8 protein-coding genes and 1 pseudogene are annotated in these 12,506 nt (G+C 67.8%); 5 read left to right on the top strand and 4 right to left on the bottom strand.

All coding sequences use genetic code 11. The annotated features are described in order from the left end of the window. Positions 1-6: 6 nt before the first annotated feature. On the bottom strand, positions 7-1,167 hold the full coding sequence (locus tag RCF34_RS17120; RefSeq protein WP_308709247.1) for a histidine kinase dimerization/phosphoacceptor domain -containing protein: 1,161 nt from the start codon (positions 1,165-1,167) through the stop codon (positions 7-9). A gap of 87 nt (positions 1,168-1,254) precedes the next feature. Next, positions 1,255-1,506, bottom strand: a complete 252-nt coding sequence (locus RCF34_RS17115) for a hypothetical protein (protein WP_308709246.1) — start codon at positions 1,504-1,506, stop codon at positions 1,255-1,257. A 241-nt stretch (positions 1,507-1,747) separates the two neighbouring features. Between RCF34_RS17115 and RCF34_RS17110 the strand changes: the two genes are divergently transcribed. Further along, complete coding sequence (locus RCF34_RS17110; protein WP_308709245.1) at positions 1,748-2,845, top strand: alpha/beta fold hydrolase; 1,098 nt, start codon at positions 1,748-1,750, stop codon at positions 2,843-2,845. Between the two features lie 9 nt (positions 2,846-2,854). Here the strand turns inward: RCF34_RS17110 and RCF34_RS17105 are convergent, their stop codons facing one another. Both RCF34_RS17105 and RCF34_RS17100 read right to left on the bottom strand, forming a co-directional pair. Then, positions 2,855-3,355: a GNAT family N-acetyltransferase gene (locus RCF34_RS17105; protein WP_308709244.1), complete on the bottom strand. Its 501-nt coding sequence runs from the start codon at positions 3,353-3,355 to the stop codon at positions 2,855-2,857. Between the two features lie 108 nt (positions 3,356-3,463). Then, the gene (locus RCF34_RS17100; RefSeq protein WP_308709243.1) at positions 3,464-4,633 is read right to left on the bottom strand and encodes an MFS transporter; all 1,170 of its coding nucleotides are present in this window, start codon (positions 4,631-4,633) and stop codon (positions 3,464-3,466) included. A gap of 96 nt (positions 4,634-4,729) precedes the next feature. On the opposite strand from RCF34_RS17100, the gene RCF34_RS17095 reads away from it, so the two are divergent. The 4 genes and pseudogenes from RCF34_RS17095 to RCF34_RS23165 all read left to right on the top strand — a co-directional run. Then, positions 4,730-5,623 carry a LysR family transcriptional regulator gene (locus RCF34_RS17095; RefSeq protein ID WP_308709242.1) on the top strand — a complete coding sequence of 298 codons (894 nt, stop codon included), beginning with the start codon at positions 4,730-4,732 and terminating at the stop codon, positions 5,621-5,623. A 202-nt stretch (positions 5,624-5,825) separates the two neighbouring features. After that, a complete protein-coding gene (locus RCF34_RS17090) occupies positions 5,826-9,656 on the top strand; it encodes an ATP-binding protein (RefSeq protein ID WP_308709241.1) in 3,831 nt (1,276 codons plus the stop codon). 144 nt (positions 9,657-9,800) lie between these two features. After that, positions 9,801-11,219, top strand: a complete 1,419-nt coding sequence (locus RCF34_RS17085) for a sugar porter family MFS transporter (protein WP_308709240.1) — start codon at positions 9,801-9,803, stop codon at positions 11,217-11,219. 154 nt (positions 11,220-11,373) lie between these two features. Then, a pseudogene (locus RCF34_RS23165) lies at positions 11,374-12,462 on the top strand (cache domain-containing protein); the annotation flags it as partial. Positions 12,463-12,506: the final 44 nt, after the last annotated feature.

The raw sequence follows: 12,506 nt of genomic DNA, 5'->3' as shown, positions 1-12,506 counted from the left end.
GAAGCCCTACCCCTTCACCCTGAAGCTCAGCCGCAACTCGGTGCCGCGCTGCCCGGCGCGGGACCATTGGGCGTGGGCGCCGATCTGGCCGGCCAGGCCCTCGATCAGCTTCATGCCGGTGCCCGAGCCGGGCTTGCGGGCGGAGGTCTGTAGCGGCAGGCCCTTGCCGTCGTCCTGGATGCGCACGCGCCAGGTGTCGTCCTCGCCGACGTCGATATCCACCGCCAGCAGGCCACCCTCGCCGTCGAAGGCGTACTTGAGGCTGTTGGAGGCGAATTCGGTGAGGATCATGCCCAGGGGCACGGCGGTGTCCGGACCCAGGTCGACGTCGGCGATGCCGATCTGCAGCCGCACCTGGCCGGAGTGCTCCTGGTGCAGGTGGCAGAGATTCTCCAGCAGTTGCATCACGAAGGGTCGCAGGCGCAGTTGCTGGGCGGTGTTGGCCGCATAGAGCTGCTCGTGGACCAGGCGCAGGGCGTCGATGCGCGCGCCGATGCCCTGCAGCTCCTGGCGGGCTTCGTCGGACTGGGCCGCGCGGGACCTCAGCCAGACCAGCCCGGCGATGATGGCGATGTGGTTCTTGATGCGGTGCTGCATCTCCTGCATGAGCCGGGTATTGGCCTGCAGGGCGTCGTTGAGGTCGCTGGTCTTGAGCAGGCGGTCGATGACCGGGCCGAGGATGGTGGCGTAGGTGCGCAGGAATTCCACGTCTTCCTCGCCGAAGTCCCGCGGCTCGCGGGCATCGACCTGCAGCAGGCCATAGGGCCGGCCGCCGGGCAGGAAGATCGGTACGTTCACCAGCGCCTGGACCCCATGGTCGCGCAGGAAGTCGGGCAGGTCGAAGCGTTCTTCCTGGTGGATGTCCGGGGTGATGACCGGGCGGCTGACCTTGATCGAATAGGCTTCGGACGAACGTTCGCCGAGGGATACCTTGGCCTGGCCGACCACCCCTGGCTTCCAGCCGACTCCGGCGCGCACCAGCGCCTGGTGCGCGCCGCGCTCGATTTCCAGCACCTTGGAAAATTCGGTGCCGAGCGCATCGCTCACCAGCTGGCAGGCGCGCATCAGGATCTCGTCCTGGTCTTCGCAGCGCAGCGCGAAGTCACCGAAGTCCGCCAGGAGCTTCTGGCGCTGAGTCAGCATCTGGACACGCGGCTGATCGTTCATGGGGCCTTCCTGGGGGCGCGCGCCGGTCCGCGCTGAGCCGGGAGCGCGGCTGGATCGTTGGCAGGCCGACGGCAGCGGGAACGGGGGTCAGTCATCGGGATAGATGTCCGCTGCGGTAATGGCGGGCAGGCTGCCGATGGCGCGCAATTCGTTGATGGCGTCGCGGATCACCTCGTAGAGCAGCGCGGTATTGCGCACCAGGGTCTGGTTGAGGGTGCGCGACACGCGCGCCGGTCGGGCGGGGTCGATGAGGGTGATCAGGAGATTGTCACCCTGGGACTGGATCTCGTGCTTGATGGGCGGGTCCAGCGCCGCCAACTGGCTTTTAAGGTCTTGCATAGGGCCAGGTGTTCTCCAAGTGCTAGTGCTCTTTCCGACTCGACCGCTGGCGTCAGCGTTCCAGCGCTTCGCTCGCCAACGTGGGTCGCCAGGCCGTATGACGTGACGCCTGGCGGCCGCATCGGCCGAGGGGCCATTGGCAGTCTTCGCCAGCCGCCTCGCCGCGGCCACTCAGGGTGTGTTGCCAGCCGTCACGTTCGGCCTTATAAAAATCATCTTTATCGGCGAAGGGACGGCGTCAATGAACAGAGCTCTCGATGTGCGCGAGGCCGTTGGCGCCCTTCGCTCCGCCCTGACCCCGCTGTTGCTGCTGACCGCCCTGACGGTCCAGGCCGCCGACTCGCCCACGCCTGTCGAAGGCGACTTCGTCGTGCCACGCTTCACCTTCCATACCGGCCAGACGCTCGACCATTTTCGCCTGCACTACCTGACGCTGGGAAGGCGTGGCAATCCCGTGGTCCTGGTGCTGCACGGCACCGGCCAACAAGGCGCGGCGATGCTGAGCGAGGATGTGGGCGGCCAGTTGTTCGGCCCTGGCCAGCCGCTGGATGCAACCAGGTTCTTCATCGTGATCCCGGATGCGATCGGCACGGGTAGCTCGACCAAGCCGTCGGACGGCCTGCGCGCTGCCTTTCCCCCTTACAACTACGCCGACATGGTGCAGGCGCAATACCTGCTGCTCACTCAGGGACTGGGGATAGAGCACCTGCGGCTGATCATCGGCAATTCGATGGGGGGCATGCAGACCTGGCTGTGGGGCGGCCTGCATCCCGGCTTCGCCGATGGCCTGGTGCCCATGGCGGCGCAGCCGACGGAGATGGCCGGCCGCAACTGGATCATGAGGCGCATGCTGGTGGAGTCCATCAGGCAGGACCCGGCCTGGAACCAGGGCAATTACCAGACCCAGCCGCCGTCCCTGCGCCTGGCCAAGATCCTGTTCGAATTCGCCACCAGTGGCGGCACCCTGAACTACCAGGAGATCGCCGGCACCCATGCCCAGGCGGATGCGCTGGTCGACAAGCGCCTGGCGGCCTCGGTGGCCGTCGACGCCAATGATTTCATCTACCAGTGGGAGTCGTCGGCCGACTACAACGCCGAGTCGGGATTGAGCAAGATCAAGGTACCGGTGCTGGCCATCAACGCGGCGGACGACGAGCGCAATCCACCGGAAACCGGCCTCATGCGGGCGGCGCTCAAGCAGGTGCCGAGTGCCCGCTATCTGCTGATTCCGGGCGGCACCGACACGCGCGGACACGGTACCACCGGGCTGGCCAGGCTCTATGTGGCGGAGCTGGCGCAATTCGTCGACCGGCTGCCCAGCGTCCCTGCAGGCCGGTAGGGCCCCGACCTAGAGCGGGGTCGTCTCTTCCTGGTAGATCCGCAGCCCGCGCGCCTGGTAGTTGGCCAGGGCGGCCGGGTGATCCAGGGTGCAGGTGTGCACCCAGACGCGCTCGGTGCCCGCCCAGTCCCAGGCGGAGCGGAGGGCGTGGCTGAGCAGCGGACCGCCGAAGCCGAGACCCATGAAGGCACCGGCCAGGCCGAAGTAGCGGATCTCCACGTTGCGGCCATCCGGGCGGTACAGCTCGTAGTAACCGGCGATGGCGCCCCGGTGATAGGCGACCCAGGTGCGATGGCCTTCCTGCTCCACCAGTTCGCGCCATTGGGCGTCGCTCCACTTGGCAAGATCGCTCCAGTCCCAGGCCTGGCCGACCAGGGCATACAGGAATCGATTGAGTTCGGGTTGCGGCACCTCGCACTCGACGATCTGCAGATCGGGCCGCTGTGGCTTCTCGCGCAACTCGGTCGAGGACGTCATTTCGAGGTAGAAGGTCGTGCAGGTCCGGTCCATCGCCAAGACTCCCTGGGAAAGGTCAGACCCGATTGTGACCAGAACAACGGGGGTGGTGCCAGTCCGATTGCGACGCCCGCGGAAAGCGGATCGCCGCAGGTGTCGTGGCTACCCTGCCACCGCGGCCCCGGCTGCCCGACCGCGCCAGGCCAGGGTCAGGGCCATCAACAGCCCCAGGGCGGCCATGCCGGCGCCGGCCAGGGAGATCGCCGGATAGCCGAGACCGGCGTCGATCACCGCGCCGCCCAGGGCCGCGCCGAGGGCATTGCCCAGGTTGAAGGCACCGATATTGACCGCCGAGGCCAGGTTGGGGGCGTCCTTGGCGGCCTCCATCACGCGCATCTGCAGCGGCGGCACCAGGGCGAAGCTGGCGATGCCCCAGACGAGGATGGCCACCGCGGCCGCCAGCGGCCAGCGCATCAGCACGCTGAAGGCCAGCAGCACCACGATGAGCACGCCCAGGGAGGCGATCAGGGTGCGATCGATGGACTTGTCCGCCGCCTTGCCGCCCCAGAGATTGCCCAGGGTCAGGCCGACGCCGAACAGCACCAGCATGGCGGTGATGAAAGCCGTGGAGGCATGGGTCTCGCGGGCGAGGATGGGGGCGATGTAGGTGAAGACGGTGAACATGGCGCCCGAGCCGACCACGGTCAGCCCCAGGGCGGCCAGCACCGGCGGGCGACCCAGCACGCGGATCTCGGCCAGCACCCCGTCGCTCGCTGGCAGGGCCACGTTGGGCAGGGCGATCCAGAGCGCGGCCATGGTCAGCAAGCCGAGACCGGCGATGCCCCAGAAGGCCTGGCGCCAGCCGAGCAATTCGCCGAACCAGGTGGCCAGGGGCACCCCGCCGATGGTCGCCAGGGTCAGCCCCATGAACATGGCGGCGACCGCCCCGGCGCGCTTGTCCGGGGCGACCACGCTGGCCGCCACCAGGGCGCCGACGCCAAAGAAGGCACCGTGATTGAGCGAGGTCACCACCCGGGCGATCAGCAGGCTGGTGTAGTCGGTGGCCAGCGCCGACATCAGGTTGCCCAGGGTGAAGATGGCCATCAGGCCGATCAGCAGCTGGCGGCGCGGAATACGGTTGGTGGTCAGGGTCATCAGCGGCGCGCCGATCAGCACGCCCAGGGCATAGGCGCTGATCAAGAGGCCCGCCGCCGGAATGGACACGCCAAGATCGGCGGCGATGCCGGGCAGCATGCCCATGGGCGCGAATTCGGTGACGCCGATGCCGAAGGCACCGGTGGCCAGGGCCAGCAAGGGTGGATTGATACGCATGGGAAGGGCTCCTTATCTATGCCGTGAATGCTAAGCTCCGCGCTCAAGCGCCGGTAGACGGCGGTTTTGGCATGCACCTTTGCCCTGGAGGCACAAGTGGATCTGAATGGTCGCTCGGGAGAGATGGCGGTATTCGCCCAGGTGGTGGAGGCCGGGAGCCTGTCCGGCGCCGCCAGAGCCCTGCGCCTGACGCCTTCGGCGGTGAGTCGCTCCATCGCCCGTACCGAGCAGCGCCTCGGCACGCGACTGCTGTTGCGCACCACCCGGGCTATCACCCTCACGGCCGAAGGCGAGGCTTATCTGCGCGCGGCGCGGCGCATCCTGGCGGACCTGGCCGAGGTGGAAGACGCCATCGCCGACCAGGGCGTACCCAGAGGACGACTGCGGGTCAGCGCGGCCCTCGGCCATGGCCGCATGACGATGGTGCCGCTGGTGGCGGCCTTCAGCGCGCGCTATCCGGACATCGTCGTGGACCTGGCGCTGGGCGACGAGGTGGTGGACATCCTCGCCGGCCAGGCCGACGTGGCGATCCGCTTCGGCCAGCTGGCCGACAGCCCCCTGAGCGCCCGCCCCATCGGCGTCACCGGGCAGGTGGTGGTGGCCTCGCCCGCCTATCTCGCCCACCACGGCACGCCCCGGGTGCCGGAAGACCTGCTCGGCCACAACTGCCTGAGATTCAACTTCCGTCGCGCCCTGCCCGACTGGCCCTTCGTGCGCGACGGCCAGGCCTTTACCCTGAAGATCAGCGGCAACATCGAATGCAACAGTGGCGAGGCCCTGGCGCTGCTGGCCCGGGAAGGTGCCGGCATTGCCCGCATCGGGGAATTCAGCGTGGCCGACGACCTGCGCAGCGGCGCCCTGGTGCCACTGCTGGAGGCCTGGAATCCCGGCGATCTGGAGCCCATCCACGCGGTCTTCGTCGGCGGCTCGACCATGCCGGCGCGGGTCCGGGTGTTCGTGGACTTCCTGGTGGAGCGGCTGGGTAGCTGACGAGCTATCCGGCCGACGTCCGAGCGGTGCGGGCAGGCGCTCCGCCGCCCGCGTCATTCGCCAAGCCGGTCCGCTTATAATAGTCTGCCGATCAAACACGCTCAGGTCGGAGCCGCGTCGCGGCGTCATCGCCCCTGCCCGTCCCTGTCGCTCCCGACAGCGGTACCCAGGCCGTCCTTGTCCTTGCCTCGCAGGAGCCCTCTTGTCCAACCTTCCTTCGCAGCTGGCCTTTCTCGACGTCCCCGGCGAAATGGCTGCGCTGATGCGCCAGAAGGACTGGTCCCAGACGCCCTTCGGGCCGCTGGAAACCTGGTCGACCGCCTTGCGTTCGGCGGTCAGCATCTGCCTCGGTTCGCGCTTTCCCATCGTGCTCTATTGGGGCGAGACCCGCGCCCTGATCTACAACGATGCCTGGAGCCCGGTGCCAGGACGCAAGCACCCCTGGGCGCTGGGGCGTGCTGGCTGGGAGGTGTGGGCGGAAATCTGGGACATCATCGGCCCCATGTTCGACCACGTGATGACGACCGGCGAGGCCACCTGGTCCGAGGACCAGCTGCTGCCGCTGAACAGATTCGGCTACGTGGAGGAGTGCTACTTCTACTACAGCTACAGCCCGGTACGTGGCGATACCGGCGAGGTGGAGGGTATCTTCACCGCAGTGACCGAAACCACGCATCGGGTGCTCACGGAGCGCCGTGAGCGCCTGCTGCGCAATGTCTCCGAGGCCACCTCGGCGACGCGCGTCGCCGAAGACGCCTGTCGCGAAGGGGTACGCTGCCTGCACGAGGTGCCGGAGGAATCACCCTTCTGCCTGGCTTATCTGCGCGACGCGGCGACCGGCACCTTGCAGCGCGTGGCCCTGGCCGGCCTGGCGCCGGACGATGTCCTTGCCCCACTGGAGGTCGCTCAGGAAGCCGCCGGTCTGCCATGGGCCTTCACCGCAGCGCGCAGCGCGCCGACCCTGGTGACCGGTCTCAACGAGCGCCATGGCGGCCGATTCGCCGGGACCCCTTGGCCGGAGCCCCTGGAAGAGGCGCTGGTGGTACCGATTCCCGGACCGCTGGGTGAAGAACCCTATGGCTACCTGGTCTCGGGCATCAGCCCGCGGCGGCGGGTGGATGCCGACTACCAAAATCTCTTCGTCCGCGCCGCCGGGCACCTCAGCACCGCCATCGCCAACGCCCGGCGCTACGAGGAAGAACGCCGCCGCGCCGAGCAGCTGGCCGAGCTGGACCGGGCCAAGACGGCGTTCTTTTCCAACGCCAGCCATGAATTCCGCACGCCGCTGACGCTGATGCTCGGCCCCCTGGAAGACATGCTGGCGCGGCCGGACCGGGCCGACGGCGAGCCCGCGGTGGCTCGCCAGGAGCTGGAGCTCATCCAGCGCAACGGCCAGCGCCTGCTGCGGCTGGTCAATTCGCTGCTGGATTTCTCGCGCATGGAAGCGGGCCGGATGCGCGCGAGCTTCGCGCCCCTGGACCTGGCGCTCTATACCGCGGAGCTGGCCAGCAGCTTTCGCTCGGCCATGGTCCGCGCCGGACTGACGTTCACCCTCGACTGCACCCGCCTGGACGAGCCGGTGTGGGTGGATCGCGACCTCTGGGAAAAGATCGTCCTGAACCTGGTCTCCAACGCCTTCAAGTACACCCTGGAAGGTGGGGTCCGGGTCAGCCTGCGCCGCCAGGACGCGCACGTCGTGCTGGCAGTAGACGACACCGGGGTCGGCATCCCGCAGAGTGAACTGGGCAAGGTATTCGACCGCTTCCACCGCATCGAGGGTCAGATCGGCCGGACCCACGAGGGCACCGGCATCGGCCTGGCGCTGGTCAAGGACCTGACCGAGCTGCACGGCGGCGAGGTGCGGGTCACCAGCCAGATCGGCGTGGGCACCACCTTCGAGGTGCGGCTGCCCTTCGGCCATGCCCATCTGCCGGAGGCCAACCGAGTGGGCGCCGCGAACCAGGTGTCCACCGCCACCCGCGCCGACACCTTCGTCGCCGAGGCCCTGCGCTGGCTGCCGGAGGAGCCGACCACCACCGCCCCCACGGGGCTCGACGAGCATGCCGGCGGTGGCCAGGGGCGCGGCGAGCGCATCGTCCTGGCCGACGACAACGCCGACATGCGCGGCTATGTCGAGCGGTTGCTCAAGGAGTCCGGCTACCGGGTGGACGCCGTGGCCGATGGCCGCGTCGCGGTCGAGGCGGTGCAGCGGCAATTGCCCGCGCTGGTGCTCTCCGACGTGATGATGCCGGTGCTGGACGGCTTCGGCGTGCTGCGCACCCTGCGCAGCGACGAGCGCACCGCCCAGGTACCCATCATCCTGCTGTCGGCGCGGGCGGGCGAAGAGGCCTCCATCGAGGGCATCGCCGCCGGCGCCGACGACTATCTGGTCAAACCCTTCAGCGCCCGGGAGCTCATCGCCCGGGTGGAAGGTGCCATGCGCCTGGCGCGACTCAGGCGCGAGACCGCCGACGCCCTGCGGCAGGCCAACGAGGTGCTGGAGATCCGCGTCCGCGAACGCACCCGCGAGCGCGACCAGCTCTGGGCCTACAGCCACGATCTCATCGGCATCGCCGACAGCCAGGGCATCTGGGTCAGCGTCAACCCGGCCTGGACTCGCACCCTGGGCTGGACGGTGGACGAGATCATCGGCAAGACCTCGGAATGGCTGGAGCATCCCGAAGACCGCCAGCGCACCCGCCAGGAGATCGCCCAACTGGCCGCCGGCGCCGCCACCTTCAACTTCGAGAATCGCTTTCGCACCCGTGGCGGCACCCATCGTCACCTGTCCTGGACCGCCGTGCCCGAGGGCGGGCTGCTCTACTGCGTGGCCCGTGACGTCACCGTGGAGCGCGAACGGGCGCTGGAGCTGGAGCAGGCGCGGGATGCCCTGCGTCAGAGCCAGAAGATGGAAGCCATCGGCCAACTCACCGGCGGCATCGCCCATGACTTCAACAACCTGCTCACGGCCATCACCGGCTCGCTGGAATTGCTGCAGCGCCATCTGAACGGCGAACAGCCCCGCGCCGAACGCTACATCGGCATCGCCATCGCCTCGGCGCAGCGAGCCGCCGCCCTTACCCAGCGCCTGCTCAGCTTTGGCCGGCGCCAGGCCCTGGATCTGCAACCCCTGGACGTGAATCGGCTGGTGACCGGCATGGAGACCCTGATCCAGCGCACCCTCAACGAGAACATCCGGCTGCACCTACAACTCGACGCGGCCACCTGGCCCACCTGCAGCGATGCCAACCAGCTGGAAAACGCCCTGCTCAATCTCTGCATCAATGCCCGGGATGCCATGGCCCAGGGTGGTCAGCTGGCGATCGGTACCCGCAACCTGCGCGATCCACAGCTGCTGATGCTGCCCGAGCAGCTGAGCGGCGATTATGTCGAGCTGGCCGTGAGCGATACCGGCAGCGGCATCCCGGCCGCCGTGCTGGAAAAGGTCTTCGAGCCCTTCTTCACCACCAAGCCGCAGGGCAAGGGCACGGGGCTGGGCCTGTCGATGGTCTATGGCTTCATCAAGCAGAGCGGCGGCTACATCGACATCCACAGCGAGGAAGGCCGTGGCACCCGGGTCAGCCTGCTGTTCCCGCGCCACCAGGGCGTCGCCAGCGAAGGCGTGCCGGAGGAAGTGGCGCTGCAACCGGGTCGCGGCGAGCGGGTGCTGGTGGTGGAAGACGAACCCGGGGTACGCCTGCTGATCGTCGAGGTGCTCCGCGACCTGGGCTATACCGCCCTGGAGGCCGAAGACGCCCCCACCGCCCTGGCGCTGCTGGAGCGCGAGCCACAGCTGGACCTGGTGGTGTCCGACGTGGGCCTGCCGGGCCTGACCGGTCGCGAGCTGGTGGAAGAGATCCGGCGCCAGCGCCCCGGCATCGCCGTGCTGCTGGTGACCGGCTACGCCGAAGAGACCATGGACGTGCAGCGCTTCCTCGGCCAGGGCATGCAGCTGCTGCAGAAGCCCTTCGCCATCGAGGTGCTCAGCGAGCGGATCCAGAGCCTGTTGCAGGACCGTCGCGAGCGACACTGAGCACGGTTTGCGCCCTTGGCGGGAAATCCTGAGGCTCGCGCCTGTCCTATCCAGCCAGGTCGGACCGCCCGCCCCTCGTCGCCACAGGCGCGGGGCTCGGCACGCCCTCGTCCCCCTCCGGTTTTCAGGATATCCGCGTTGCCTATGTCTTCCTCACGCTCCACCGCTGCCGCCACCGACCCCGACCAGAAGGCCTCGGCTCGCCGGCTGATCTTCATCACCGTGCTGGTCGCCACCATGGGTGCCCTGGCCTTCGGCTACGACACCGGCATCATCGCCGGCGCCCTGCCCTTCATGACCCTGCCCGCCGACCAGGGTGGCCTGGGGCTCAACGCCTACACCGAGGGGCTGGTCACCGCCTCCCTGATCGTCGGCGCGGCCTTCGGCTCCCTGGCGGCGGGCTATCTCGCCGATCGCTACGGCCGGCGCACCACCCTGCGCCTGCTGTCGATCCTCTTCGTCCTGGGCGCCCTGGGCACCGCGGTAGCACCCTCGGTGCAGCTGATGGTGGTGGCGCGCTTCGTGCTCGGCCTGGCAGTGGGCGGTGGCTCGGCCACGGTGCCGGTGTTCATCGCCGAGATCGCCGGACCCAAACGGCGCGGCCGCCTGGTGAGTCGCAACGAGCTGATGATCGTCAGCGGCCAGCTGCTGGCCTATGTGCTCAGCGCCCTGCTCGCCTGGCTGGTGCACGAGAACGGCATCTGGCGCTACATGCTGGCCATCGCCATGGTGCCGGGCATCCTGCTGTTCGCCGGCACCTTCCTGCTGCCCACCTCGCCGCGCTGGCTGGCGGCCAAGGGGCGACTCGAAGAAGCCGAGGCCGTGCTGGAACGCCTGCGCGACACCCCGGATGAGGTGCAGCGCGAGGTCGAGGAGATGCGCGAGAGCGAGGAGCAGGCCAAACATCGACCACCCCTGCGTGAACTGCTGAGTCAGGGTTGGGTGATCAAGTTGCTGCTGCTGGGCATCGGCCTGGGCTTCGTCGCCCAGTTCACCGGGGTCAACGCCTTCATGTACTACACGCCGATCATCCTCAAGAGCACCGGCATGGGCACCAGCGCGGCCCTCACCGCCACCATCGGCAATGGCGTGGTCTCGGTGATCGCCACCCTGCTGGGCATCTGGGCCATCGGCCGCGCCGGGCGCCGCACCCTGCTGCTGATCGGCCTGGTCATCGTGGTGCTGGCACAACTGGCGCTGGGCAGCGTGTTGCTGTGGCTGCCGCAGAACCTCACCCAGAGCTACCTGGCGCTGGCCTGCATCCTGCTGTTCCTGCTGTTCATGCAGATGTGCGTCGCGCCGGTGTACTGGCTGCTGATGTCCGAGCTGTTTCCCAATCAGGTCCGTGGCCTGCTGACCGGGGTGGCGGTGGCCGTGCAGTGGCTGTGCAACGCCACCGTGGCCTTCAGTTTTCCGGTAGCGCTGGAGTGGATCGGCAACTACACCTTCTATGGCTTCGCCGCCATCAACCTGGGCTCGCTTTTGTTCGTCTATTTCTGCTTGCCGGAGACGCGCGGCAAGTCATTGGAAGAAATCGAACGCCAGCTGAAGAAAGAGTTATAGCGGGTCGTTAGCTGACCGATCGGCGATTTTCCGGCCTGCTGCGGACCAAATGGAATAATTTTTCATCGCGTATCAAGTCGGACTTTCCGGAGCCGATGCAGAGTGAAGGCATGTCGCCGTCATTCTTCGCGCCAGGGCGCGACCGGGGCTTTCGATGAACATCAAACAAAAACTCACGTCGCTTTTCGCGATAACCGCCTGCCTCCCGGTGATCCTGGTGGCAGGCGTGGTCATCATGAACGTGCGCAGCCAGGCCACTGGGGACTTCCTCGACGGTAGCGGGCGCGAAATCCGTCAGATCGATCGCAACATCCAGCAATTCTTCGCCGGCATCCAGCAGAATGTCGACTTCCTGGCCAAGGAGCCCAGCGTCCTCGCCCTGGAAGGGCTGAAGAACTACAGCGGCGCCGATGCCGCCCAGCTCCCGCAGCCGGAAGCGGGCCAGCAGGCGCTGGCCTATTTCACCCGCTTCGCCAAGACCCATCCCTCCACCGCCTACCTGTCGGTCGGCCTCACCGATGGCGGCTACGTCAGCTGGCCGGACGATACCAAGCTGGCCAACTACGATCCGCGCGTCCGGCCCTGGTACCAGACCGCCATCGCCAATCCGGGCAAGGTGGTGCGCACCCCGGCCTACTACTGGGCGCAGGACGATGTCGCCCTGATGGGCGTGGTGCGGACGATGGAAGACGCCAACGGCAAGGTCCGCGGCGTGGTGGGCCTGGACATCTCGCTCAAGCAGCTCACCGATCTGGTCAAGAGCATCACCCTGGGGCAAAGCGGCTACCTGCTGCTGGTGGAAGACAGCGGCAACGTCCTGGTCGACCCGCGTGATCCCAAGCACAACTTCAAGCAGCTCAAGGAGCTGGGCGACGCCTACCAGACGCTCAGCGGCATCCAGAGCGGCCTGGGTGAGGTCACGCTCAACGGCATCGACTACATGGTCGACGTCTATCAGGCCAAGGACCTGGGCTGGAAATTCATCGGCCTGATCGAGCGCAGCGAAGTCATGGGCAAGGCCACCGCCCTGACCTGGCAGATCGCCGGCATCACCGCGGTGCTGGCGCTGCTGTTCGCGGTGCTCGGCGCCGCCTTTGCCGGCATGATCGTGCGGCCGATCCGTGGCGTTTCCGCTGGCCTGGAATCCATCGCCCAGGGCGAAGGCGACCTCACCAAGAGCCTGAACGTACAGGGCAAGGACGAAACCGCCGCCCTGGCAGGCTGGTTCAACCAGTTCCTCGCCAGCATCCGCCAGCTGGTGCAACGCATCGGCCAGGCCTCCAACGA

This window comes from Pseudomonas sp. 102515 (assembly GCF_031085165.1).
GTDB lineage: Bacteria > Pseudomonadota > Gammaproteobacteria > Pseudomonadales > Pseudomonadaceae > Chryseomonas.
The sequence above is the reverse complement of the archived record's forward strand: the minus strand, read 5'-3'. Positions and strand labels throughout refer to the sequence as shown.